Source organism: Arthrobacter sp. zg-Y1110, assembly GCF_025244865.1.
Classification (GTDB): Bacteria; Actinomycetota; Actinomycetes; order Actinomycetales; family Micrococcaceae; genus Arthrobacter_B.
Genome location: NZ_CP104272.1, coordinates 2,411,656 through 2,437,299 on the forward strand (window position 1 = coordinate 2,411,656; position 25,644 = coordinate 2,437,299).

The window sequence follows — 25,644 nt, forward strand, 5'->3', positions numbered from 1 at the left end:
GAAAATACGCGCTGACGTTAGAGAACGAACGCGAAAACCAGACCAAGGATAGCCAGTGCTTCGGTCAGAGCCAGGCCCAGGAAGGCGATGGGCTGCAGGACGCGCTGGGCTTCCGGCTGGCGGGCAACGCCGTTGATGTAGGCCGCGAAGACCAGGCCCACGCCGATGGCGCCGCCGATAGCGGACAGGCCGTAGCCGACGAGGTTGATGTTGCCTTCGATATCCAAAACACCAGTCATTTGGTTTTGTTCCTTTCAAGATGCCCGTTGGGCAGGTTGCATGGTTCAGGGGGTTCCCCGGTGAGGGGAGGTTTAGTGTTCCTCGGCCAGGGAGCCTTGGATGTAGATCGCGGTCAGCAGGGTAAAGACGTAGGCCTGCAGGACCTGGATCAAAACTTCGAACAGGAACATGGCGACGCCGCCTACCAGGGTGAGCGCACCCAGCGGCTTCAACAGTCCTTCAGCCTCGAGCAGCAGGAACGCGGTTCCGCTGCCGGCAAGCATGATGATGAGGTGGCCCGACAGCATGGTCGCGAAGAGTCGCAGGCTGTGCGTGATCGGACGGACCAGGAAGGTGGAGATGATTTCGATCAGCACCACGAGGGGCAGGATGGCCATCGGCACGCCGGACGGGACGGTGGCGAACTTGAAGTAACCCAGACCGTGCTTCCGGATCCCGACGATAATCCAGGTGAAGTAGACAATCGCGGCCAGTGCATAGGCCGTACCCACGTGCGACGTGGTCGGCAGCTGGGCCAGCGGGATGGTGCCCCACAGGTTGTTGATCAGGATGAAGAAGAACAGCGCGAACAGCAGCGGAGTGAAGGACCGGAAGTCCTTTTCACCGATGATGTCCCGGCCGATCGAGTTGCGGACGAAGTTATAGCTCCATTCGCCCAGGAACTGCAGCCGGCCCGGGACCATCTGGCCCTTGCGGGCTGCGGCTATGAAGAACCACCCGATAAGGATGACGGAAAGGAGGATAAGCAGCATCTGCTTTCCGAATCCTTCACCGCTTTCGGCGCCCCAGGGAAGGATCTCAGGGAGGTGCATGTCTTCGAGGGTAGGTGCGACGAATCCCTCGTCATTGGAGGCGGGAAGCGCAAGCGCGATCAACGCGTTTCCTCTCTGCTGTGTCCATCGTTGGGCATATCATTGGTGGGCACGCATGATGTGCGCCCATTAGTTCGGTTTTGTGAAATCAATTCGATTTATCCGTATCCGGCTGTTTTCCGCCCGTGACGGGTCGGTCCGCACCCGAGGTGCGCCTGTGTGCGGAGGCCACATAGTAGCCACTGACCGCGCCCAGAACGATACCGGCCGGTAAAATCCAGCGAGTTCCCAGGAGACTATCCAGGCTCCACCCTATCAAACCCAAGGCGATGATTCCCGCCAGGACATACTGGAGCAGTGCGCGCCGCCTGGAGGACGGCGCCTGGAAGGCCGCAGGGCCGGACGAAGGCCGATTCTTAGGCATTTGCGCCTCCTTGGGGACTGGAATCGTCAGCATCGTTGTAAATCAGGTGGCGGGTCGTCGAAAAGGCGCGGATTTCCGCCGCCTGCCAAAGGACCACTGCACCGACGGCCGTCAAGGCGAACCATTCACGGTGCAGCCAAACAGGTGTTCCGAGCCCGAAAAGAATAACGGCAAAACCCACAACCTTTATGGCATAGGTAACGGCGAACATTCCAATGGCTCCGGAGGGATTGCGCCGTCCGACAACGTGGCCGACCAGGAGGCTGATTCCGAAGAATGCGGCAATAACGAACCAGCCCAGAAGGGAGCTCGCCGCTGCAAACAGATCCGCCGTGAGAGCCGCCGCGGCTGCTGCCAGGACGGCGGCGGAGCCGGTCACGGCAAGGGCCTTCCAGAGGATCCCCAACCAGGGGGCCTTCGTTGGCCCGGAGGGGGTCAGGTATCCGCCGGGGCGGGTACCGTCTGCGGATCTCATGGTGGAGGCAATCTTCCTTGCTGGTTCTGCTGGAGCCGGAGGGCTTCGTGACGGGGCGGGCTACCGCGACCCTTGAATTCTACAGTACATAGAAGATGCCCCCGGCAGGGCGTGCGCTGCCTCTGGTCAGGCCACTGTCCGCCGGGCGAACAGGCGCGGCGACGCGAGGTAGAAGGCCAGCACCGCGACGGCGAAGAGGACCCCGGCTACCGTCGCACCTGCACCGGCACCGGCAGTGAGCAGCCCGGTAACTCCGACGGCCACGGTGCAGCCGGTGACAACCAGGGACACCTGAACGTGGCTCAGCCCGGCATCGGTCAGCCGCTGGTAGACGTGCTGGCGGTGCGCCGAGTACCACCGCTCCCCGCGACGCATGCGGCGCAGGAGCGTGGTGAAGGTGTCCGCCAGATAGATAACGATCGGGAACAGCAGGTATTCCACGTAGACACCGGCCAGGAACGCGGCGACGGCAATACCGGCGATGGATGACCCCAGCAGGTAGCTGCCGACGTCGCCCAGGAAAACCTGTCCCCTGCCGAGGTTCCAGGGCAGGAAGGCGGCAAAAGCCGCGGCCACCACTGCTCCCGTAACGGTCAGCCAGACGTGGTCCGACAGCACGCCGCTGATGGAGTACAGGGTACCCACCACCAGTCCATGCAGCCCGGAGATTCCGTTGATGCCGTCCATGAAGTTGGCGACGTTGATGTAGGCCGCTATTGCAAGGCCGCCCACGGGAACCCACCACCAGCTTTGCTCCATGGTCCAGGCCAGTCCGGCCGTTCCAAGCAGGCCGATGGCGAGCTGGGTAGCCGCCCGGGTCCGGACGGAGACGCCGCGCCAGTCCTCGATCCAGCCCAGCAGCGATGCCGCGCCGATCACGGCAATCAGAATGGCGAGCACCGAACGGTCAACGGCCACCAGCCCCGTCAGCAGCGCCAGCATGAGGCCGGCCAGGACACCGGCGGCAGTGGTTGCACCCACCCCGCGGATGACTGCCTTGGTGTGCGAGGACCGCTCATTGGGGACATCGAGGACACCCAGCCGGCGCAGCAGGGGGATAAAAAGGAAGGGCAGCAGCAGGCTCGCCAGAAAAGCAGCAGCGGCGCACAGCACCAGCAGCATTAGCCGGTCCGCCGTTCGCTGTAGGGTTCCCCGGGCTCATTTGCCGCGTCACCGGGGGCGCCGGGATGGCGGGCACCCGGAATGCGCACAATCTCGCCGGCATCGGTTGCGGCGCCGTCCGTCGGCACGCTGCCGGGTTCTATCCCGCAGCGCCGCAGCCAGTCGGTCAGGTCCAGCTCATCGGGATCCAGCACGGCAACCGCGGCGTGGGAGATCTTCGGATGCAGGGGACGGGAGTCCTCTTCCCCGGTGCCGACGAGGATCTCGTGCAGCTTTTCGCCCTGGCGCAGTCCGGTGAAGACAATTTCGATGTCCTTGCCGGACATCGCGATCATGCGGCGGGCGACGTCGAGGATCTTCACGGGCTCGCCCATGTCCAGGATCATCACCTCTCCCCCGCGGCCGATCGCGCCGGCCTGGATCACCAGCTGGCAGGCCTCGGGGATCGTCATGAAGAACCGGGTCACCTCCGGGTCGGTCACGGTGACCGGTCCGCCCTGCCGGATCTGTTCGCTGAAGAGCGGCAGCATGGAGCCCCGGCTGCCGATTACATTGCCGAACCGCACGGACACGTACCGCTCGCCGGTGGCGCGGGCCATCCAGGCCGTGAGCTTTTCGGCTACGCGCTTGGAATGGCCGAGGACCGTGGTGGGGTTCGCTGCCTTATCGGTGGAGATATTCACGAAGTGGCGCACGTTGGCCTTGCGGGCCGCGGCCAGCACGTTCGCGGTGCCGATGATATTGGTCTTCCAGGCTTCCTGCGGGTACTGCTCCAGCAGGGAGACATGCTTCAGGGCGGCGGCGTGGAAAACGACGTCGGGGCGGCGTTCGCGGAAGATACGGTCCAGTGCTTCGGGGTCGCGGATGTCCGCCAGGACCGTGTCCGGGCCGTCCAGCAGGCCGCGGCCGGTGATGGAGAGCTGGGTCAGCTGCAGGCCGGTCTCGTCCCGGTCCACCATGATCAGTTCGCCGGGATTGAAGGCGGTGATCTGGCGGCAGAGTTCGGAGCCGATGGAACCGCCGGCACCCGTGACGAGGACCTTCTTCCCGGACAGGTAGCCGGCAACTTCGTCCACATGGATGTCGACCGGCCGGCGCCCGATGAGGTCTTCGACCGCCACGTCGCGGAAGTCGCCCAGTCCGGCGCCGTCGCCCTTCGAGAGCATGTCCTTGAGCGGCGGAAGCACCAGGACGCGCAGGTCCAGGCCTTCGGCGAGATCGGAAATCTCACGGACCTGCTTCGCTTCCACATCGGCAATGGCCACCACCAGCACCGTGGCACGGGTCCGCTGCACCAGTTCGGGAAGGTCTACGAGTTTGCCGAGCACCGGAACAGTGGCCAGCCTCAGGTGCTTCTTGGACGGGTCGTCGTCGACCAGGCCAACCGGGTAGTACGGCGACTCCGGGTCCTTCATCATCCGTGACACCAGGGAACCGCCAAGGAATCCCGCGCCGTACACAAGGGCACGCTGGGCCTCTTCCCCCGGCCGTGCCTTGCTCTCCACGTACATCCGCTTGACGTACCTGATTGCCGCCATAAACAGGCAGGCGAAGGGGAAGGCGATCATTCCGGTGCTGCGCGGGATATCGATCACGAGTCCGAACAAGGCGCTTGCGAGGACCAGGATGGCGGAGACAATGAGCGTCACCACCGCCAGCAGGCGCATCTCATGGAAACTGCCGAAGCTGTAGCGGCCGCGGTAGAGGGCAAACGAATAGCCGACTATCAGCTGGGTCAGGACGGCTACGCCGCAGAAGACGGCCAGTCCGCCCGGGTTGATCTGCTCGACAGTGAGTTCATAGCGGAGCACCAGCGCGAGGCCGATGGACACGATCCAGGCCAGGGAGTCCAGCATGTACTGCGACCAGAGCCACAGGACGGGCTTTTCCTCCCTGGGAAGGTGACTGTTGTCCGTAGGTTTTTGCCTCATGGTCCTCAACGGGTAGGTACCCGGCTTTCTTCTCGGTGATGCGAAGAGCTGGCGGAAGAATCCGGTGTAATAGACTGGAATCTATTCAGCATACTAACTGCACACCCTCTCCGGTTTCGGTCTTGGCCGATCCCCCGGGTTGCCTGAAAGGACCATCTTGCCGGACTCAGTGGCCGTAGCAGCAGTGACCTTCGACCGTCCGGACGATGTGAAGATCCTACTGGAGGCACTGGCCGCGCAGAGCGGCAACATCACGTCCGTGGCGCTCGTGGACTCCGGCAAGAGCCCGGTTTCGGAGATCGCCGAAGCGTCGTCGGCACCGGTTAATTACATCCGGTCAAGCACCAATCTGGGCGGAGCCGGCGGTTTTTCGCTCGCCATCCTTTCGGCCATGGCCTCCGGCGCCGAGTGGATCTGGATCATGGACGACGACGCCCATCCCGAAGATCCCGAATGCGTCGCCACCCTGTTGGCTGCAGCGAAGGAACGCGGCCTCGACGTCGTCCTGCCGCTCGTGGTTGCCCCGGGGGCGCCGGACACGCTGTCCTTCCACTTCCGCCTCGACGGGAAGCTCACCCATGACCGGGCCGAAGTAGCTGCCCGCGGCTTCCTGCCCAATGTGGGGCACTTCTTCAACGGCGCCCTGATCCGCGCGGATGTCTTCTACCGGGTGGGACTGCCGGACCTCCGCCTGTTTATCCGCGGCGACGAGACGGACTTCATGATCCGGCTGCGCCGGGCGGGCATCGAATTCGGCACGGTCACCACGGTGGCCCTGACGCATCCGGCAGCCTGGGCCGAAGTGCAGCCCGTCCTGGGCGACCGGATGCATGTCCTGGTCCCCGAGACGCCGTTCAAGCAGTTCTACTTCTACCGCAACCGGGGCCACCTCACCCGGCGCTACACGAGGGTGAAGTCCTTCGTGGCCGACGCCGTGGGATACCCCATCCACTTCGCTCGAACCCGGGATCCCCGCGGCTTCGCCAACTGGCTGCGCGCCTACGCGGCAGGCATGGGCGGGCGCCGCTTCGGACCGCCGTCGGACTTCGGGTTCTAACGTGGACGTCGTCCAGGAACCGGTCCCGCTGACGATCGTCATCACGACGTTCAACCGCTCCGGCTACCTCGCCGGCCTGCTGGAGAGCGTCAAGCGGCTCAACCCCGCGCCTGCGTCGGTTGTCGTGGTGGACAATGCCAGCACCGATGACACGCCCGAGGTTCTGGAATCAGCGCGCGCCGGCTTCCCCGCCCCGCTGTCCGTCCTGCGGCTGGAGACCAACACCGGCGGGGCCGGCGGGTTCGCAGCCGGGGTCGAGGCTGCCCTGGACTCCGGCGCACAGTGGCTGTGGCTGATGGACGACGACGTCGAGGTCCTCCCGGATGCCGTGGCTGCGCTGCGCAAGTGGACCGGCAGTTACGACTGCATCCACGGCCGGCGGTTCGATGCCGGCGGGGAACCGTTCTTCTGGCAGCACCGCTTCGTCCCGTTCCTGGGCGTGCACCTGCCGGTGCCGGGCAACGTTTTCCGCGATTCCCCCGTTTTCGACACCAACGTGGGCTGCTTTGAGGGAATGCTGATCAGTGCCGGCCAGGTGCGCCGGATAGGCCTCCCGGATGCCCGCTACTTCATCAACGGCGACGATGTAATTTACGGCTGGCTCGCCTCCCTGGACCGGCCGGTGGCCTATGTCAACGATTTCGTCATCCGCAAGGTCCGGGTGCAGAGACAGATCGACCTCGGCATCCGCCACCTCAACGATTCCAGCGACCTCGGCCGCTTCACTGCCATGCGCAACCGCGGCCATACAGCCCGGTACCTGCAGGTCCACGGCCGGTATCACCGGTTCGGATTCGGACTCGGGACCTTCCTGACCGCAGGCAAGGAACTGCTCAGGCTGGTTGCCGTGGAGCATTCACTGCGCGGTGCCGGGCGCCTCTGGGCCGGCTGGCGCGGTGCCCGGCGCATCCTCCGGGACCGGTCCTGGTCCCCGATGCCCCCGTTGTCCGCGCCGGAGCAGCCATCGACACGAAAGCAGCAGGTTTGAGCACTCCTTCTCCAGGCCCCGTCCCTTCCGCCGCCACCCCCTCGGTGTGGACGGTCCTGGGCGGCACCGGATTCATTGGTTCAGCCGTCCGCGCCGCCCTGGCTGCGCGCGGGGTCGAGGTCCGGTCCGTTTCCGCTCCCCGGCTGCGTACCGACGCTGCGGACGTAGCCGGTTTACTTGCGGATGCCGCAGCACTGGACACGGAGCGGAGCCGCCTGGCCGATGCCTTCGCGGGTGCCGACGTCGTAGTGAATGCCGCTGGACTGGCGACGCCGGGAGCAACGGACTCCCCCGAACTCCGGGGTGCGAACTCGCTGCTGCCTGCGTTGGTTGCCGATGCCGCGGATGCCGCCGGTGTCCGCCGGTTCGTCCACCTAAGCAGCGCGGCCGTGCAGGGGCACCGTCCGTTCCTGGACGAAAGCCCGCATGTGGAGCCGTTTTCGGCCTACTCCCGTTCCAAGGCGCTCGGCGAACAGGTCCTTTCCGCCCGGAACGGCGGGTCCTGCAGCGTTGCCACGGTCCGTGCCACATCGGTCCAGGGGCCGGGCCGGGCGACGACGGCTAAGCTAAGCCGGCTCGCGGCCTCGCCGCTGGCATCCGTAGCCGGTCGCGGAACCGCACCCAGCCCCGTAAGTTCAGTAGATTCACTGGTCGACTTCGTCCTGCGGGTAGGCACCCACATCGGCCCGGTTCCTGCAGTGGTGCTGCAGCCCTGGGAACAGGCGTCGGTGTCCTCCGTCCTTGAAGCCGCAGGCGGCCGGCGTCCGGCACATCTGCCGGTCTGGTTCTGCCGCATGGCACTGCGGTCCGGCTATGCGCTCTCCTCATTGGCCGGGGAGCGGCTGCACGGAGCACTGCGACGCGTGGAGATGATGTGGTTCGGGCAGCGTCAGGAGCCCGGCTGGGCCGAGGCCACGGGCAACGTCCCGGAACCCCGCGTCCGCGAGGTCCTGGAAGCTTCCCGGAACTAAACCGGCTTCTGGTCTTTGGCCAGGGAGGGCGCAGTACCGGCGGCTGCGGGTTCTTCGCCCAGATCCAGGATCCCCGGAACCACTTCGCGCAGGGCGGCAATGCTGATCGCACCGCTGCGCACCACCCGCATCGGTTCGCTGGTGGCGTCCACAATGGTGGACGGCACTCCGTCGCTGCCGGCCACCGGACGGTGTCCGGCCTCCAGATAGACCTCCACGGATTCGCCCAGCTGTTCGCGGGCCTGCGCCGCGGTCTGTCCGGCCGGTGATCCCGTACGGTTGGCCGAGGACACGGCCAGCGGCCCGGTCACAGCCAGCAGGTCCAGCGCAACGCTGTCGTCGGGCATCCGCAGGGCGACGGTTCCCATGGTGTCGCCCAGGTCCCAGCTCAGGGACGGCTGGGCGTGGAAGATCAGTGTCAACCCGCCCGGCCAGAACGTACGCGCCAGGCTGCGGGCGTCGTCGGAAATGTCCATCGCCAGGCCGTCCATGGTCTGGAGGCGCGGGATCAGCACGGGCGGGGGCATGCTCCGGCCGCGTCCCTTGGCTGCCAGCAGCGTAGCCACTCCCTGCGGGGAGAAAGCGTCGGCACCGATTCCGTACACGGTGTCGGTGGGAAGCACCACGCAGGACTTGGCGGCTATGGCGCGCTGGGCTGCCGCCAGCCCCTCACTGAGTTCATCGGGATTACTGCAGTCATAACTGGTGCTCACGTCTTCATTCTTTCACTAGGGGATGCCATCGATACGGAGCGCCGGACAGCCGACGTCGCCCGCGGGCGGTCATTGAGGTCCCGGTGGGACTGGACATCGGTCCAGGCCGGATCGTCGGCCAGCAGCCGGGCGATGGCCGGCGCCTGCACCTCGGCATGTTCCATCACGAAGTAGCCGCCTCCGGCAAGCAGCCGTGCCGCGGTCCGCGCCGCGGCCATCGGCAGTTCCAGACCGTCCGCTCCCCCGCCGTACAACGCCATGGCCGGATCATGCTCGGCGGCCTCCGGCTCGTTCGGAACTGCTTCGGCAGGGATGTACGGGGGGTTGGACACCACCACGTCGAAGCTGGATTCGTGGCCGGGCAGGGCGGTCCGGAGGTCTTCCAGGACCAGGTGGACGCCCAGCGGAGCCAGGTTCCGTTCCGCCCACGCGAAGGCGAGGGGGCTCAGTTCCACGGCATGCACCTCGGCTGCGGGAACTTCCGAGGCCACCGCAGCCGCAATGGCGCCGGAGCCGGTGCCGAGGTCCACGACCTTGGCCGACCCGGCCCGCCGCGCAGCATCGATCGCCAGCTGCGCCACCGTTTCGGTTTCCGGCCGAGGCACAAATACTCCGGGGCCGACGGCCAGTTCCAGGTACCGGAAATGGGCCTTTCCGGTCAGGTGCTGCAGCGGCACCCGCGCGGCGCGTTCGGACACCAGTGCGGCGTATCCCTGAGGTGCCGGCACATCGGTGAAGGCCAGCGCCCGGATCCGGCCGGGGCTTTCTCCCAGCAGGTGCGCCGCCAGCAGCTCGGCGTCCACCCGCGGTGACGGCACCCCGGCCGCGGCGAGTTCCGCCGTCGCACGGCGCAGCGCCTCGGCCAGGGTGCCGCCGCCACCGGTCGCGGAATCGGTAAGGCTATTAGCTTTCGTCACCGATGGCGTCCAGCCGTGCCTGCTCGTCCATTTCAATGGCGGCCTGCACCACTGCTTCAAGCTCGCCGTTCAGTACGGTGTCCAGGTTGTAGGCCTTGTAGCCGGTGCGGTGGTCCACAATCCGGTTTTCCGGGTAGTTGTAGGTCCGGATCCGCTCCGAACGGTCCATGGTGCGGATCTGCGACTTCCGGATGTCCGAGTTCGCGGCGTCGATCTTCTCCTGCTCGTGCGCGAGGATGCGTGAGCGCAGCACGCGCATGGCCGCTTCGCGGTTCTGCAGCTGCGACTTTTCGTTCTGCATGGCCACAACAATGCCCGTGGGCAGGTGGGTGATGCGCACGGCCGAGTCGGTGGTGTTCACCGACTGTCCGCCGGGACCGGAGGAACGGTAGACGTCGATCTTCAGGTCATTCTGGCTGATCGCGACCTCTTCCGGCTCGTCCACTTCGGGCAGCACCAGGACGCCGGCAGCCGAAGTGTGGATCCGGCCCTGGGACTCCGTGACGGGGACGCGCTGCACGCGGTGCACGCCGCCTTCATACTTCAGGCGTGCATAAACGCCTTCGGCCGGATCGTTGGAGTTGCCCTTGATGGCCATGGAAACGTCCTTGTAGCCGCCCAGGTCCGACTCGGTGGCCGAGATGATTTCCGTACGCCAGCCGCGGTGCTCTGCGTAACGGGTGTACATGCGCAGCAGGTCGCCGGCGAACAGGGCAGCTTCGTCGCCGCCTTCGCCGCCCTTGACCTCGATGATGACGTCGCGGCCATCATTGGGGTCGCGGGGAATCAGCAGGCGGCGCAGCTTCTCCTGCGCGTCTGCGAGCTGCTCTTTGAGCACGGGTACCTCGGCGGCGAATTCCGGGTCCTCATCCGCCATTTCGACGGCGGCGGCAAGGTCATCCTCGAGTCCGTGCCAACGGTTGTAGGCGTCCACAATCCGGCTGAGCTCGGCGTAGCGCCGTCCCAGCCGGCGGGCCAGGCCCTGGTCCGCGTGCACTGCCGGGTCGGACAGGCGCAACTGAAGTTCAGCGTGCTCATCCAACAGGCCCTGTATGGACTCAAACATGTTCTAGATTCCTCTTTCAGCTGGGTTTCCCACATGGAAGTTTATCGGTTCGCGCGCCCGTCGGTCCCCGGGCGTTAACGAACGAGCCGCCCAGGCCCCCTGCCCGCGTTAGCGGGAGGGGGCATGAGCGGCTCGTAAGGCAGCTAGTTGTCCTTGGTGCCCAGGGTGGTCTGCTGGACCTGCATCAGGAACTCGACGTTGGACTGCGTCTCCCGGATCTTGCCGGTGAGCAGTTCCAGCGCCTGCTGGGTGTCCAGTCCGGACAGGACCCGGCGCAGCTTCCACATGATCTTGACTTCATCCGGGGAGAGCAGGTTCTCTTCGCGGCGGGTACCCGACGCGTTGACATCCACGGCCGGGAAGATGCGCTTGTCCGCAAGGTTGCGGGACAGGCGCAGCTCCATGTTGCCGGTGCCCTTGAATTCCTCGAAGATGACCTCGTCCATCTTGGATCCGGTCTCCACCAGGGCCGTAGCCAGGATGGTCAGCGAGCCGCCGTTTTCGATGTTGCGGGCAGCACCGAAGAAACGCTTGGGCGGGTACAGTGCGGACGAATCCACACCGCCGGAGAGGATACGGCCCGACGCCGGAGCGGCCAGGTTGTAGGCGCGTCCCAGGCGGGTCATGGAGTCAAGCAGCACCACGACGTCGTTACCCATTTCCACCAGGCGCTTGGCGCGCTCGATGGCGAGTTCGGCAACAGTGGTGTGGTCATCGGCGGGGCGGTCGAAGGTGGAGGCAATGACCTCGCCCTTGACCGTGCGCTGCATGTCCGTGACTTCCTCGGGACGCTCGTCCACGAGGACCATCATGAGGTGGACCTCAGGGTTGTTGATCGTGATCGCGTTGGCAATTGCCTGCAGGATCAGCGTCTTTCCGGCCTTCGGCGGGGAAACGATGAGGCCGCGCTGGCCCTTGCCGATCGGTGCCACGAGGTCAATGACACGCGGGCCGATCACCTTGGCGGACGTCTCCAGGCGCAGGCGCTCGGAGGGGTACAGCGGAACCAGCTTGGAGAACTCCACGCGGTCCTTGTTGTCCTCGGCGGGCTTGCCGTTGACGGAGGTGAGGCGTACCAGCGCGTTGAACTTCTGGCGCTGGTTTCCGCCCTGGTTTTCGCCTTCACGCGGGGCGCGGATGGCGCCGACGACGGCGTCGCCCTTGCGCAGGTTGTACTTCTTCACCTGGGCGAGGGAAACGTAGACATCGTTCGGGCCCGGCAGGTAACCGGAGGTCCGTACGAAGGCGTAGTTCTCCAGGACGTCGAGGATGCCGGCCACGGGCAGCAGGACGTCGTCTTCAGTGACCTCGACGTCGTCGACCTCGGGGTTCTGGTTGCGGTTGCGGCGGCGCTCGTTGCGGTCGCGGAAACGATCGTTCCGGTCACCGCGGTCGTTGCGGTCATTGCGCTCGTTGCGGTTCCGGTTGCGGCGGTTACGCCCGCGCCCGTTCTCGTCGTTGTCGTCGCGGTTGTTGTCGCGGTCGCGGTTGTTCTCGCGGTTGCCGCCGTTGTCGCGGTTGTTGTCGCGGTCCCGGTTGTTCTCGCGGTTGCCGCCGTTGTCGCGGTTGTTGTCGCGGTCGCGGTTGTTCTCGCGGTTGCCGCCGTTGTCGCGGTTGCCGCCGTTGTCGCGGTCCGAACGGTTGCGGTCACGGCGTTCACGGCGTTCGCCGCGCTCGTCGTCGCCCTGGGTCCGGGCCTCGGCACCGTTGGCAGCGCCGTTGTTGGAGGCAGCACCGTTGCTGGCAGCGCCGTTGCTGGAGGCGTCCTCTGCAGGCGCCTCGGCGGAAGCGTTGTTGACCGTGCCGTTGGACTCGTTGGAGTCGCTGCGGCGGTTGCGGCTGCGGCGGTTGCCGCGCTCGCGCTGGCCCTCTTCACGTCCGTTGTCTTCGCGTGCCTCGCGGTTCCGGGCCGGAGCCGCGTCTGCTTCCGGCGAGGCGGCGGGTGCCGGTGCCTCGGCCGCCGCAGTTTCCGCGGGGGCGGAAGTGACGACGCCGTCACTGGCTGCACGCCGGTTGCGGTTACGGGTACGCGTCGGGCGGGTGGTCTCGGCCTCTGCGGACTGCTCCGCGGGTGCTGCTGCCGCCTTCTCGGGCGCCGAAGCACCCTTGGCTGCGTCGTCGCCGGCCTCGCCGCGGGAACCGCGGACCGGTCGGTCGGCTACTGCGCCGCCGCGCTGGTGGTTGGAGATGGCCGTAACCAGATCTCCCTTACGCATGCGGGAGCCCCCGGTGATGCCGAGCTGGCCGGCAAGCGCCTGGAGCTGCGCGAGCTTAAGGCCTGCAAGGCCTGCGCTCTTTGATGCGTTCTCGCCGGTTGAACCGGCGGATGCTGAATCCACGCCTGCAGTCAGGCTAGTGGTATCTGTCACGAAGGATCCTTCCCCCTCGTCGGGCGGTCCGGCGCAATGCCGGCCGCGGTGATTGGCCCTGGTCCCAAAATCAGACATTGGGTCAGGGTTCGCTTGACTACCGGCCCGATGGCCGGAGAAAGGCGAATCTGCTGGGTGCCTTATGTAAAGAAGAATCCACGCAGAGTCTGGTCAGCTTCGCTGCCGAACACGCGGCATTCAAGCGGGACACGCCGCTTCTTGGCGGTTCCTTTGAAGGCTGCACCGTAGACTGCGCCTCCGCGGGTGGGCATTTGAATCAACGGAAATCACCGCGGGACGAGTGCAATCACACCTGACGGCGGCAAAGTGTTTTCAACTAAAGCCCGGGGCGGCCCGAAATGGACGGCTACCTGCGGGAGCACAGGACGGAAAAATTACCGCTGGTGCCCTTCCACTCTAGCACCATCTCGCTCGACGCCAAGCCGCAGAACACGCCAATTTTCGCCGAATTCCGCTGCCTGCAAATGTTTGGTCATGGCCTGCTCCGCTTCCAGGGCGGCCTCCTCGCCGTGGGCTAGGCACATCACCGTGGGACCGGCACCGGAAATCACGGCGGCGAATCCCGCAGAGCGCAGTGACTGCAGCAGCCGGGCACTCGGGAGCATCGCAGGTGCCCGGAAGTCCTGGTGAAGCGCGTCCTGCGTTCCCTCGAGCAGCAGCGACGGATCCACCGTCAAGGCGTGGATCAACAGCGCCGCACGGCCGGCATTGGCCGCTGCCGTCCGGTGGGCCACGGTGGCCGGCAGCAGGCCGCGGGCACTCTCGGTGGAAAGTTCCACGGCCGGTATGGCGACGACGGGAACCACATCGGGATGGACTGAGGCCCGCACGGAGCGGAAGACGCCGTCGTCCTCCCAGGAAATGGCGAGGTCGCCGACGAGTGCGGGAGCCACATTGTCCGGGTGGCCCTCCAGCGCCGAGCAACTGTGCAGCACACCTGCGGCATCGAGCCGGGCTTCGACCGGCAGCAGGGAATTCGCAGCCAGTACGCCGGACACAATAGCCGACGCCGAAGAGCCCAGACCGCGGCCGTGCGGAATAGCGTTCTCTGCGCTCAGGTGCAGGCCCTGGGCGCTGTACCCGGAGGCGGCCAGAGTGGACAGCAGGGTGCGGACCACCAGGTGGGAGGAATCCAAGGGAACGTTTCCGGCGCCTTCACCCGCGACCTCGACGAAAATGCCTTCATCCTCGGAGGTGCGCACCCGGACCGTGTCATACAACGTGAGCGCCAGCCCAAGGGAGTCGAACCCCGGGCCGAGGTTGGCGCTCGTTGCGGGCACGGACACGGTCACGTCCTGCCCCGGCGCCAGGATGCGGGAACCGGAGCGGGAACCGGAGCGCTGCCCGCCGGGCAGATCCACCTGCATGCTTCAGCCCTACTTGCCGGATCCGGCGGGCTGCGCCGCTTCCAGACCCAGCGCTGCCGCCACGCTCACAACATCGAAGTCCACCTTGGTGGGCTCGACGTCGGAACCGTCGGCGGTGCGCAGTGCCCACTGCGGATCCTTCAAGCCGTGGCCGGTGACCGTAATGACGATGGTCTTGCCGGCCGGGACTTCCCCGGCAGCGTGCTTCTTGAGCAGCCCGGCCACGCCGGCGGCGGAGGCCGGTTCCACGAAGACGCCCTCGCGGGAGGACAGCCAGCGGTGCGCGTCGAGGATTTCGGTGTCCGTGACGGCTTCGATCAGGCCGCCGGATTCGTCGCGGGCGGCAATGGCCTGATCCCAGGAGGCCGGGTTGCCGATCCGGATGGCGGTGGCAATGGTGTCCGGATCGGTGATCGGGTGCCCCTTCACCAGGGGCGAGGCGCCTTCGGCCTGGAAGCCCCACATGTGCGGGGTCTTAGTGGCCACCGGAGCCAGTTCCTCGCCGGCCACGTTGGTCCAGGGCTTCGCGTATTCGGAGTAGCCCTTCCAGTAGGCGGTGATGTTTCCGGCGTTGCCGACGGGCAGCAGGTGGTAGTCGGGGGCATCTCCGAGGTAGTCCACCACTTCGAAGGAGGCCGTCTTCTGGCCCTCGATGCGTGCCGGATTCACGGAGTTCACCAGGAACACCGGGTAGGCCTCGGCAAGCTTGCGGGCCACCTCCAGGCAGTTGTCGAAATTTCCGCGGACCTGGAGCAGCTGGGCGCCGTGTGCAATGGCCTGGCTGAGCTTGCCCATGGAGATCTTGCCGTCCGGCACCAGCACGGCGCAGGTGATGCCCGCCTGCGTGGCGTAGGCAGCCGCCGAGGCGCTGGTGTTGCCGGTGGACGCGCACACCACAGCCTTGGCACCGGATTCCACGGCAGCGGTCATGGCCATGGTCATTCCGCGGTCCTTGAAGGAGCCGGTCGGGTTCATGCCTTCGACCTTGAGGTACACCTCCGAGCCGGTCAGCGCGGACAGCGCCTTCGCACGGACCAGCGGCGTACCGCCCTCACCGAGGGTAATGACCTCGGTGCTCTCGGTGACCGGAAGACGGTCGGCGTATTCGCGGATAACGCCGCGCCATTGGTGAGCCACGGCTCAGACTCCTTCTACCCGCAGGACGGATTTGACGTTCTTGATGACGTCCAGGCCCTTGATGGCCTCGACGGTGGCCGCAAGGGCGGCCTCGGAAGCACGGTGCGTGACGAAACGCAGTTCAGCGCTGGCCCCTTCACCGTGGATGGTCTGGCGCATGGTTTCGATGGAGACGCCGTGCTCGGAGAACACCCGGGCGACGGCGGCCAGGACGCCGGGCTGATCGGCCACTTCCAGGCCGATCGAGTAGCTGGTGGTGACCTTTTCCAGCGGCAGGGCCGGCAGCGAACCGCTCGGACGGCCGGCGGGAACGGGACCGCCCAGGACGAGCCTGCGGGCGGCGGTGACGACGTCGCCCATGACGGCGGACGCGGTGGGCGCACCGCCGGCACCCTGGCCGTAGAACATCAGTTCACCGGCGTTTTCCGCTTCGACGAACACGGCGTTGAACGCGCCGTGCACTGCGGCCAGCGGATGCAGGCGGGGCAGCAGGGTGGGATGCACGCGTACGCTGACGCCTTCGGTGCCGTCCGTGTCCGTAAACTTCTCGGCGATGGCGAGCAGCTTGATGACGAATCCGGCTTCCTTGGCGGCGCTGATGTCCTCCGCAGTAACCGAGCTGATGCCCTCGCAGGAAACGGCGGAGAGGTCGAACCCGGTGTGGAACGCCAGGGACGCGAGGATGGCACCCTTCGCGGCGGCGTCGTGCCCCTCGACATCCGCGGTGGGATCCGCCTCGGCGTAGCCAAGCCGCTGGGCCTCGCCCAGGGCATCTGCGAACTGGGCTCCGGTGGAATCCATGGCATCGAGGATGTAGTTGGTGGTGCCGTTGACGATGCCCATGACCTTGGTGATCCGGTCCCCGGAGAGGCTGTCCCGGATGGGGCGCAGGATCGGGATGGCCCCGGCTACGGCGGCCTCATAGGAGAGCTGGACACCGGCGGCGTCGGCCTTCTCGTAGAGGGCGGCGCCGTCTGCGGCGAGCAGGGCCTTGTTGCCGGTCACGACCGCGGCACCGGAGTCCAGTGCGTGCAGGATCAGGGTGCGGGCCGGCTCGATGCCGCCCATCAGCTCAATCACGATGTCCGCGTTGCGGACCAGGGTCTCGGCATCGGTGGTGAACAGTTCCGTAGGCAGGTCCACGTCGCGGGGAGCATCAACATTGCGCACCGCGATGCCGGAGAGCTCCAGCCGCGCGCCGAGGCGTGACGCGAGGTCCGCGGCGTCGTCAATAAGGATCCGGGCAACCTGCGAACCCACGTTTCCGCACCCCAGCAGGGCTACTTTCAGGGTCTTCATATGTTGTGCCAACTCCTCTAAGAATTAGGAAACGTCCCGGGCCAGCAGGTCGTCTTCGGTTTCGCCGCGGACTATCAGCCGCGCAGCGCCGTCCCGCACCGCAACAACGGGCGGGCGGGCCACATAGTTGTAATTGCTGGACAGGACCCAGCAGTAGGCGCCGGTACCCGGAACAGCCAGCAGATCCGACGCCGTGACATCGGCGGGCAGGTAGGCGTCCCTCACCACTATGTCGCCGCTTTCGCAGTGTTTGCCAACTACGCGCGAAATAACCGCGTCATCTTCGGAGGTACGCGACGCCAGCACGGCGGAGTAGTCCGCCCCGTAGAGCACGGGCCGGGCGTTGTCGCTCATCCCGCCGTCCACGGAAACGTACCGCCGCGGCGAGGTGCCGCCGTCGGGCGTGTCCACCCGGACCGTCTTGGTGGTGCCTGCCCGGTAAAGCGTGAAGGTGCTCGGGCCTACGATGGCACGGCCGGGCTCAATGGAGATCCGCGGAACCGCCAGTCCCAGCTCGGTGCAGGTACTGCCGACGACGGCGGCCATCGCGTTGGCGATCTCGGCCGGCGGACGCGGGGCGTCTGCCTCCGTGTAGGCGATACCGTAGCCGCCGCCCAGGTCCAGTTCGGCCAGCTCAACGCCGTAGCCCTGCTTCACCTCGGCCAGGAAACCGAGCAGCCGGCGGGCGGCGAGTTCGAAACCGGCGGATTCGAAGATCTGCGATCCGATGTGGCAGTGCACGCCCACCAGGTTCACGCCGTCGTGCTTGAGTGCGGTTTCCACGGCGGCCATGGCCGGGGACATTCCGTCCAGCTCCGGGTCGGCCACCATGGACAGGCCGAACTTCTGGTCCTCATGGGCGGTGGCAATGAACTCGTGTGTGGAGGCATGTACACCCGGGGTCAGCCGCAGCATGACGTTGGCGCGTTCACCGCGGGAGGCGGCCAGGTCCCCCAGCATTTTCAGCTCGCCCAGGCTGTCCACCACAATCCGGCCCAGCTCCATGTCCAGGGCACGGGCCAGCTCGGCCAGAGACTTATTGTTGCCGTGCAGTCCGAGCTGGCTGCCGTGGAGCCCTGCACGCCGGGCTACTGCCAGCTCACCGCCGGAGCAGGTGTCCAGGCGCAGCCCCTCGGAGGAGACCCAGCGGGCCACCTCGGTGCAGAGGAAGGATTTGCCGGCGTAGTAGACATCCACTCCCCCGCACAGCCCCGCGAACGCAGCGTCGAAGGAGTCCTTGAAGTCCCGGGCACGGGCCCGGAAATCCGCTTCCGACATCACGAACACGGGGGTGCCGAATTCCTCGGCGATCCGGGAGACGGGGATGCCGGAGATCTCCAGCTCGCCGCCGTCGCCGCGCCTGACGTCCTGCGCCCACATCTGCGGGCGCAGGGCGTTGGTGTCTTCCGGATGGCTCAGCCATGCGGGAGCCAGGGGTGAAGCAGTCATGAATTACATCCGTTCGGGTGCGGAGACTCCCAAGAGGCCCAGGCCGTTGGCCAGGACCTGGCGTGCGGCAAGGTTCAGCCACAGGCGGGTGCGGTTGGTGTCGGTGATTTCCTCGTCGCCCTGGGGTGCAATGCGGCAGGCGTCGTACCAGCGGTGGTAGGTGCCGGCGATGACCTCGAGGTGGCGGGCCACGCGGTGCGGTTCGCGGAAGGCGCTGGCCTGCGCGACGACGCCGGGGTACTGCCCCAGTGCGGCCAGCAGCGCGCTCTCGGTGGGGTGGCTCAGCAGCGAGGCATCAAACGCGGAATCTTCGACGCCGGCGGCCTCGGCGTTGCGGGCCAGGGCGTGGGTGCGGGCGTGGGCGTACTGGACGTAGAACACGGGGTTCTCGTTGCTGCGCTTGGTCAGCAGGTCCAGGTCAACGTCGATGTTGGAATCGGCGGAGAAGCGGGCCAGCGTGTAGCGGGCGGCGTCCACGCCCACGGCGTCGACCAGGTCCTCAAGGGTGACCACGGTGCCGGCGCGCTTGGACATGCGCACGGGCTTGCCGTCCTTGACCAGGTTCACCATCTGGCCGATGAGTACCTCGACGCACTCCGGGTCGTGGCCCAGGGCTGCGGCGGCGGCCTTCAGGCGCGCTACGTAGCCGTGGTGGTCGGCACCCAGCATGTAGACGTTCAGGTCGAAGCCGCGCTCGCGCTTGTTGTGGATGTAGGCAATGTCACCGGCAATGTAGGCGGCGTTGCCGTCCGACTTGATAACCACGCGGTCCTTGTCGTCGCCGAACGCGGTGGAGTTCAGCCACCAGGCGCCGTCCTTCTCGTACAGGTTCTCGGAGCCCTTGAGCTGCTCCAGCAGCTTGGCGACCTGGCCGTTTTCGTGCAGCGAATCCTCGTGGAAGAACACATCGAAGTCCACGCCGAAGTTGTGCAGGGATTCCTTGATGTCACCGAACATGAAGTCCACACCGACGGCGCGGAAACGTTCCTGCGCCTCGGCGTCGGGCAGCTCGGTGATGTTCGGCTCTGCGGCCAGCACGCGGTTGGCAATATCCACGATGTACTCGCCGGCGTAACCGTCTTCCGGCGCAGGTTCGCCCTTGGCCGAGGCGAGCAGGGAGCGGGCGAAGCGGTCAATCTGCGCGCCGTGGTCATTGAAGTAGTACTCGCGGGTGACCTCCGCGCCCTGGGACTGGAAGACCCGGGCCAGGGCATCGCCGACGGCGGCCCAGCGGGTGCCGCCCAGGTGGATGGGTCCCGTGGGGTTGGCGGAGACGAACTCCAGGTTGATCCGGGTGCCCTTGAGGATTTCCGAGGTGCCGTAGGCGGGTCCGGCCTCGACGATGGCCTTGGCCAGTTCACCGGCTGCACCGGCGTCGAGGGTGATGTTCAGGAAGCCCGGGCCGGCAATGTCGACCTTGGCCACTCCGGCGATCTTTTCCAGCCGGCCCTTGAGGATCTCGGCGAACTGGCGGGGATTCATGCCGGCCTGCTTGGACAGCTGCAGGGCGATGTTGGTGGCCCAGTCACCGTGGTCCCGGTTCTTCGGGCGCTCGACCCGCACCTCACCGGGCAGCTCGATGCTGAACTCACCGGCATCGATGGCGTCTTGGAGGCAGGCAGTTACGGCGGAGGAAAGTTCTTCAGGAGTCACCGGTTAAGCATAGCCGGGTGCAGCACGGGTCCTGTTTTGTATGACAGGCCTTACGCTGTGCGGATCCAGCACCGGCACCAATGATGCGATGTAATGAAAGGGAACCGTTGAACCCCGGGCCGGTTTCCACGCGTGTGCCTATCGTGTGCCCGCCCGTGACCGAAGCGCCCCCACTCCAAGGAGAACCGTGAACCGAGCGAGCAAGTCCCTGCTGTGTGCCGCCGCCGGCCTGTCCCTGCTGTCTGCCGCCGGCTGTGCCGCGGGCGAGGAAACCGTCGACGCCGGCGAAGCTCCGGCGAAGTCCCCCGCTTCCTCCCCTGAGTCTTCCGCAGCTTCCTCCCCCGCAGCATCCTCCGACGCTGCAGCCGGTTCCGGCAGCTACGCCGACGGTGAGTACTCCGGCACCGGAAGCTACATCCCGCCGTCGGGCACTTCCGAAGACGTGGACGTAACGCTGCGGCTCGAGGGCGGCGTGGTGACGGAGCTGGAGGTGGAGACCTCGCAGAAGAACCCGACGTCCAAGCAGTACCAGCGTGAGTTCACCGCCGGTGTCAAGGAGCAGGTGGTCGGCAGGAACCTCGACGAGCTGGACGTGGACAAGGTGGCCGGATCCTCGCTGACCAGCGAGGGCTTCAACCGCGCCTTGGACGCCATCCGGTCCGAAGCTGCCTCCTAGGACAGCACCCGTGCACACCCTGGGGTTCGAGGCGATCGGCACGCAGTGGTCCCTCTCCACTGCCGCGCCTTTGGATTCCGCCACCCGGGCTGCGGTCGCGGACGTGGTCGACAGTTATGACCGCACCTATTCGCGCTTCCGCTCCGATTCCACGGTTGCGCGGATGGCCGAGGCTGCGGGCAGCTTTGCCCTGCCCGCTTCGGCCGCGCCGCTGCTGCGGCTCTTCGATTCGCTGCAGCGGATCACCCGTGGCGCGGTTAACCCGCTGGTGGGGCGCTCGCTGGAGGTGTTGGGGTACGACGCCGGATACAGCTTCCTGCCCTCCGGGCCGCCTGCTCCCGCAGCTGCTTGGACGGATACCGTGTCCTGGACCGCCGACGGCCGGGGAACCACGCTGACCACTGCCGTGCCGGTGACCTTCGATATCGGTGCCGCCGGAAAGGGCCAGCTGGTGGACCTGGTCAGCGAGGTCCTGGAAACCGCAGGTCACCGGGAGTATGTGGTGGACGCCGGTTCGGACCTGCGCCATGCCGGCGCCGCTCCCCTGCGGATTGCGTTGGAGCATCCGTATGACGCGAAGCGGGCCCTCGGGGTGCTGACCCTCTCGGACCGTGCACTGTGCGCCTCGGCCGTCAACCGCCGGCAGTGGGGAGACGGACTGCACCATGTGCTCGACGCCCGCACCGGTTCCCCTGTGGATACCGTGGCGGCCACGTGGGTGCTGGCGGCGGACGCCATGACGGCGGACGGCCTGGCCACTGCCCTGTTCTTCGCCGATCCGCAGGAACTGGCCGGTACGTTCACCTTTGACTATGTCCGGATGTTCACTGACGGCCGGGCCGACTATTCCCCTGCAATGGCTGGAGTCCTATTCCCATGAGCATTTCCGCCCCCGCCGCTCCCCGCACCCTGAACACCTTCCTGGGGCGTTGGACCATGTACCGGTTCACGGTCTGGGTGCTGCTGGCAATTGCTGCCTGGTCCTTTGTCCTCTCCTTTGCCGGCGTCCTGTTCTACACACCGGCAGAGCTGGGAGCGACGGCGGTGACGGCGGTGGCCTCCACCCTCGTCACCAGCCGTGTGGCCGGGCTGCTGCTTCGCACCCGTCCGCAGACCGACTCCTCACTGATCACCGGCCTGCTCCTGTTTTTCCTCTTCTGGCCCAGCACCGACGGTGTACAGCTGGGTTGCGTGGCCCTGGCCGGAGCAGTGGCGACGGCTTCCAAATATCTCCTGGTGTTCCGGCGGCGGCACATCCTCAACCCGGCTGCGGCGGGTGCGTTTGCGGTCGCAGTGACCGGGCTGGGCGGTGCCGTCTGGTGGGTTGCGACTCCGGGCATGCTGATCGCTGTCCTTCCGGCCGCCATCCTGGTCCTGTACCGGAACCGCCTGCTGCCAATGGCCGGGGTTTTCGCCCTTACTGCCGGGGTTATTGTCCTGGCCCGCTTCCTCGCGGGCGGTGAGTCCGTCTCCTACGCCCTGGCCACCATCGTCGGAAGCTATCCCCTGGTGTTCCTGGCCGGCTTCATGCTTACCGAACCGCTTACCCTGCCTCCGTTGCGCTCCCAGCGCCTGGCGGAGGCCGTCGTCGTTGGTGTTCTCTTCGCCGTTCCGCTGTCCCTTGGCCCGGTGATGATGTCCCCGGAGCTGGCGCTGCTGGTCGGGAATGTCCTCGCGTTCGTCGTGGGCCAGCGCGGAGCTGTCCGGCTGCGGCTGCGCGAAACCCGGGAGCTGACCCCTACGGCCCGTGAACTGGTGTTCGAGCCGACTCATCCTGTCCGCTTCCATGCCGGCCAGTACATGGAACTTGCCGTGCCGCATTTTGAGCCGGACTCGCGGGGGTCGCGGCGCATTTTCAGCATCACTACCGCGCCGTCGGAACCCGGTACGGTGGCGGTGGGGCTTCGCGTGGCCGAACCGGGCAGCACTTTCAAGACTGCCCTGTTGAAGATGCGCCCCGGAGCGGAGGTAGCCGCCACGACCATTGCCGGTGACTTCCTCTTGCCGCGGGACGCCCGGACACCGGTGCTGATGATCGCTTCGGGTATCGGCATCACTCCTTTCATCAGCCAGCTGCGGCAGGTCCGCGGGGAGGGCCGGGACATTGTGCTGGTCTACGCGGCATCCTCTGCGGCTGAACTCGCCTATGCCGATGAGCTGCAGGAACTGGGGGTTCGGGTTCTGGTCTGCACTCCGTCGGATCCGGCGATCCCGGGTTGGACCTGGTTGGGTCCGGGGCTTCCCGATGCTGCGGTCCTGCGTGCGGAGGTTCCTGACCTGGCAGCTCGGACAGCTTATGTTTCGGGGTCGCCCCGGGCGGTGGCTGCTGCCCGCAAGGCCGTTCGGAGTGCCGGCGGCAGGCGGGTCCGCACCGACCCGTTCCTGGGGTACTAAGGAACCGTTCCGGGGCTACGAAGGACCCGTTCCCGGGCTGCTCAGGCGCACAGCATGCCGGCTTCGGCCGTCGCCCATCCACCTAGATGCCGGGTGCTTCGCTCGGCGGCTGGAAATGTCGCCCCCCCCACGGCCTGTACGTCTGACGATCTACAAGCGTTACCCGGCCGCAGAGCCCCCAGAGCGATAAGTCGTTCCAGTTCTGGGACTCCCTAAAGATTTGGGACTCCCTAAAGATCTGGGACTCCCTAAAGCGGACGCGGGAAGACGGCAGGCCCGCTGGAAGCAGGCTCCTCCAGACACGAGTCCGGGCTTGCACCCCTGCTGCCCGGGGTTCCGCGATTCTCCTGAGCGGCCGCTCAGAACGGAGGAACCTGTTCCGGTTCCTTCTGCTCGGGCTTCGTTCGCGCGTGATCCTTCTGCATATGCTCCGTCTGCCTGTGATCTGCCTGTCCATGTTCCTGTCGCGGGTCCTGCCGCGGATCAGGTGCCGTGTCCGGGGGGCCGAGTTCCAAAAACGGTTCTGTGCGATAGACACGTCCGGTAGGCGAAGTCCACTCGATCACCCCGGGTTCGGGCTGGCACGCTTTCCAGAAACCCAGGGTCTTGAACCGATGGTGACGCCGGCACAGGTGTTCCAGGTTTCCGTGATCGGTGGGACCTCCTTTTGCCCAATCGATGGTGTGGTCAATGTCCGCGTTCGCGGTGCTGACCCGGCAGCCGGGGAATCTGCAGGTTCCGTCCCGGGCCCGGAGCCATCGGCGGAGCCCGGCCGGGACTTTTCGCCGCCGTCCCACGCCCAGGATTTCTCCGGTCTGCGGATCCTGGGCCAGCCCGGTCCAACCGGCGGCGTTGCGGGCCAGCCTGCGGGCCGCTTCGGCACTGATGGGCCCGTAACCGTGCAGCTCGGCGGGCTGGTCATCGGCGCCAAAGAGGGTTTCCGCGCTGATCAGGACCATGATTTCCGCCCGAGGGACGATCCCCTCGTCTGGTCCAGCGTCGCCTCCCCCGGTTCCGTGCGCACCTGTTGCTGCTCCGCCACCGGTTCCACTCTCACCGGCTGCCTCTCCCGCCTCGCCAGCTCGAGCCGGGCCGCGACTGGCAGCACCGCCACTCCGGCCGGTCCAGCCTGCACCGTCACCCGTATGGCCTGTCCCGTCGCTACCGCGACTGCCGGCCCCGCCGGTATCCGTGACACGGGTTGAGCCGAGGCCGCCCATCAGCAACTGAGCCAGAATGTCCGCACGCAACTGATCCGTGGTCCGGGAATCCCCGGCGGACTGTTCGCCATGGGCCGCAGTGCTCAGTGCCGTGTAGATCTGCTGCGCTTCCGCAGCTCGCAGGTGGGCGGAGAGGCAGGACATTCCGTCCTCTTCCCGGTCCAGGGTGACCTTCCGCTGTTCGAACGCGGTCAGGTGCCGTTTGCTGACGGTGTCCGGAAACTTCCTTTCGCGCAGGCGGCGGGCTTTGCAGGAGAACTGTGCCCGGGTCTGGCCCTCCGCAGCTGCCAGTAGGTCGGCTTCAAACCCAGGCAGTTTCGCCTCTGGCACGTCTTGGCATTGGTCCAGCACAACCAGGGCGTGCTGGTAGGACAGCCGTCCTTCCTCCAGCCCGGCCAAGGTGGCGGTATGGGTCCCGCAAAGTTTGCCCGCTTCGAACATCATCCGCTGGGCGGTGACCTGCGGAATGTTCAAAATGGCTGCACATTCTGACGCTGCCAGGCTGAACGCCATTCCGGGTTCGAGCCGCCCCGAAGCGGCGTGGAAGTCCTCCCGGAAGATCTCCTGCATCCGGACCATCAAACGTGCCTCCAGCGCCTGCACCCAGGACATCAAATGCGCCATCCGGGACAGGGCTTCACCGACCGTGTGCTCGTCGAAGGCTTCAATGTTCTGCAGCGCCAACCTCCCGGTGAACCCGTCCGGGTAGGAGGCAGAACTATCAGCTCCGGAATCGGGGGTGGCGGGAGCCTCTGATTCGGGGGCGGGAGTTCCGGAATCAGATGGCTCGGCGTCGGATGGATCGGGAAGGCCAGGCCCGGCATCAGGAACAGGATTGCCGGCTGGCCCGGTGCCGGACTCGGCGTCGTTCTCGGGAGTGGCAGCAGAAGCAGGGGTACCCGCGGCAGCGGCCCCGGCAGGGCCGGCAGGCTCGACGGCAGGTTCCGCCCAGTAGACCGCCAAAGTGATGGGAGAGCAGGGCGCCTCCGAGTCACCGGCCTGCCCTTCCGGCTGCCGGCCCTGACCGCTCTGCTCTTCAGTTGTCGGTTCTGCATTCCCGAGCTGATCCATACCTCAGGATTTCATCCGGCACTGACATTTCCGGCCTATAAACGTCTCAAAAACGACCCTTCCGGAAACCGGAAATACCTGTCTTTCGAAGGTCACTACCTACCCGCACAAACGAACCAACGGGGCCGGTTTTCAGACGACGAAATTAAGCCTTCGGGAACAACACCGGAAACGAGTCCGGCGCCCGGCCCATCCGCGGTAGGAGCAGGTTTTCCCCGCCCGCCTGAAACCTGCTAAGCTTCTTGAGTCCCACAGGACCTGCCGGTTTACCG

Annotated in this window: 21 protein-coding genes; 6 read left to right on the top strand and 15 right to left on the bottom strand. The window is 66.3% G+C overall.

What is annotated here, in order from left to right:
- Window positions 1-17 precede the first annotated feature (17 nt).
- The 5 genes from atpE to N2K99_RS11285 form a co-directional block, all read right to left on the bottom strand.
- Entirely contained in the window at window positions 18-239 is a 222-nt protein-coding gene (gene atpE, locus N2K99_RS11265; RefSeq protein WP_227918267.1) for an ATP synthase F0 subunit C, read from the bottom strand.
- A 72-nt stretch (window positions 240-311) separates the two neighbouring features.
- Window positions 312-1,115, bottom strand: coding sequence for a F0F1 ATP synthase subunit A (atpB, locus tag N2K99_RS11270; RefSeq protein WP_227918268.1), 804 nt, complete (start codon window positions 1,113-1,115; stop codon window positions 312-314).
- 353 nt (window positions 1,116-1,468) lie between these two features.
- On the bottom strand, window positions 1,469-1,951 hold the full coding sequence (locus N2K99_RS11275; protein WP_227918269.1) for a hypothetical protein: 483 nt from the start codon (window positions 1,949-1,951) through the stop codon (window positions 1,469-1,471).
- Between the two features lie 126 nt (window positions 1,952-2,077).
- A complete protein-coding gene (locus tag N2K99_RS11280) occupies window positions 2,078-3,073 on the bottom strand; it encodes a glycosyltransferase family 4 protein (protein WP_227933185.1) in 996 nt (331 codons plus the stop codon).
- A complete protein-coding gene (locus N2K99_RS11285; RefSeq protein ID WP_227918271.1) occupies window positions 3,073-5,004 on the bottom strand; it encodes a nucleoside-diphosphate sugar epimerase/dehydratase in 1,932 nt (643 codons plus the stop codon). The genes N2K99_RS11280 and N2K99_RS11285 overlap by 1 nt, the downstream gene beginning before the upstream one ends.
- Before the next feature lie 157 nt (window positions 5,005-5,161).
- Between N2K99_RS11285 and N2K99_RS11290 the strand changes: the two genes are divergently transcribed.
- The 3 genes from N2K99_RS11290 to N2K99_RS11300 are packed head-to-tail and all read left to right on the top strand — an operon-like array spanning window position 5,162 to window position 8,020.
- Entirely contained in the window at window positions 5,162-6,061 is a 900-nt protein-coding gene (locus N2K99_RS11290) for a glycosyltransferase (RefSeq protein ID WP_227933184.1), read from the top strand.
- 1 nt (window position 6,062) lies between these two features.
- The gene (locus N2K99_RS11295) at window positions 6,063-7,049 is read left to right on the top strand and encodes a glycosyltransferase (protein WP_227933183.1); all 987 of its coding nucleotides are present in this window, start codon (window positions 6,063-6,065) and stop codon (window positions 7,047-7,049) included.
- A complete protein-coding gene (locus N2K99_RS11300; RefSeq protein WP_227933182.1) occupies window positions 7,046-8,020 on the top strand; it encodes an NAD(P)-dependent oxidoreductase in 975 nt (324 codons plus the stop codon). The genes N2K99_RS11295 and N2K99_RS11300 overlap by 4 nt, the downstream gene beginning before the upstream one ends.
- On the opposite strand, the gene N2K99_RS11305 is transcribed toward N2K99_RS11300, so the two are convergent.
- The 9 genes from N2K99_RS11305 to argS all read right to left on the bottom strand — a co-directional run bounded on the left by N2K99_RS11305 (window position 8,017) and on the right by argS (window position 20,011).
- Window positions 8,017-8,733, bottom strand: coding sequence for an L-threonylcarbamoyladenylate synthase (locus N2K99_RS11305; RefSeq protein WP_227933181.1), 717 nt, complete (start codon window positions 8,731-8,733; stop codon window positions 8,017-8,019). The two genes, N2K99_RS11300 and N2K99_RS11305, sit on opposite strands and share 4 nt — an antisense overlap.
- Window positions 8,730-9,650, bottom strand: coding sequence for a peptide chain release factor N(5)-glutamine methyltransferase (gene prmC / locus N2K99_RS11310; RefSeq protein WP_227933180.1), 921 nt, complete (start codon window positions 9,648-9,650; stop codon window positions 8,730-8,732). The genes N2K99_RS11305 and prmC overlap by 4 nt, the downstream gene beginning before the upstream one ends.
- Window positions 9,637-10,716: a peptide chain release factor 1 gene (prfA, locus tag N2K99_RS11315; protein ID WP_227918277.1), complete on the bottom strand. Its 1,080-nt coding sequence runs from the start codon at window positions 10,714-10,716 to the stop codon at window positions 9,637-9,639. Before prfA ends, prmC begins: the two co-directional genes overlap by 14 nt.
- A 143-nt stretch (window positions 10,717-10,859) precedes the next feature.
- Window positions 10,860-13,085 (bottom strand): transcription termination factor Rho, encoded by a 2,226-nt coding sequence (rho, locus tag N2K99_RS11320; RefSeq protein ID WP_227918278.1) that lies wholly within the window; start codon window positions 13,083-13,085, stop codon window positions 10,860-10,862.
- A 395-nt stretch (window positions 13,086-13,480) separates the two neighbouring features.
- On the bottom strand, window positions 13,481-14,473 hold the full coding sequence (thrB, locus tag N2K99_RS11325) for a homoserine kinase (protein ID WP_227933179.1): 993 nt from the start codon (window positions 14,471-14,473) through the stop codon (window positions 13,481-13,483).
- 9 nt (window positions 14,474-14,482) lie between these two features.
- Window positions 14,483-15,610: a threonine synthase gene (gene thrC, locus N2K99_RS11330; protein ID WP_227918280.1), complete on the bottom strand. Its 1,128-nt coding sequence runs from the start codon at window positions 15,608-15,610 to the stop codon at window positions 14,483-14,485.
- Between the two features lie 3 nt (window positions 15,611-15,613).
- A complete protein-coding gene (locus N2K99_RS11335; RefSeq protein WP_227933178.1) occupies window positions 15,614-16,909 on the bottom strand; it encodes a homoserine dehydrogenase in 1,296 nt (431 codons plus the stop codon).
- A 24-nt stretch (window positions 16,910-16,933) separates the two neighbouring features.
- Window positions 16,934-18,358 carry a diaminopimelate decarboxylase gene (gene lysA / locus N2K99_RS11340; protein WP_227933177.1) on the bottom strand — a complete coding sequence of 475 codons (1,425 nt, stop codon included), beginning with the start codon at window positions 18,356-18,358 and terminating at the stop codon, window positions 16,934-16,936.
- A 3-nt stretch (window positions 18,359-18,361) separates the two neighbouring features.
- Window positions 18,362-20,011, bottom strand: a complete 1,650-nt coding sequence (gene argS / locus N2K99_RS11345) for an arginine--tRNA ligase (protein WP_227933176.1) — start codon at window positions 20,009-20,011, stop codon at window positions 18,362-18,364.
- A 187-nt stretch (window positions 20,012-20,198) separates the two neighbouring features.
- Between argS and N2K99_RS11350 the strand changes: the two genes are divergently transcribed.
- From N2K99_RS11350 to N2K99_RS11360, 3 genes are read left to right on the top strand one after another with little or no spacing between them, the layout of a single operon-like run.
- A complete protein-coding gene (locus N2K99_RS11350; protein ID WP_227933175.1) occupies window positions 20,199-20,687 on the top strand; it encodes a hypothetical protein in 489 nt (162 codons plus the stop codon).
- 10 nt (window positions 20,688-20,697) lie between these two features.
- Window positions 20,698-21,567: an FAD:protein FMN transferase gene (locus N2K99_RS11355; RefSeq protein ID WP_227918285.1), complete on the top strand. Its 870-nt coding sequence runs from the start codon at window positions 20,698-20,700 to the stop codon at window positions 21,565-21,567.
- A complete protein-coding gene (locus N2K99_RS11360) occupies window positions 21,564-23,081 on the top strand; it encodes an FAD-dependent oxidoreductase (protein WP_227933174.1) in 1,518 nt (505 codons plus the stop codon). The genes N2K99_RS11355 and N2K99_RS11360 overlap by 4 nt, the downstream gene beginning before the upstream one ends.
- A 359-nt stretch (window positions 23,082-23,440) precedes the next feature.
- On the opposite strand, the gene N2K99_RS11365 is transcribed toward N2K99_RS11360, so the two are convergent.
- Entirely contained in the window at window positions 23,441-25,372 is a 1,932-nt protein-coding gene (locus tag N2K99_RS11365; protein WP_227933173.1) for an HNH endonuclease signature motif containing protein, read from the bottom strand.
- Window positions 25,373-25,644: the final 272 nt, after the last annotated feature.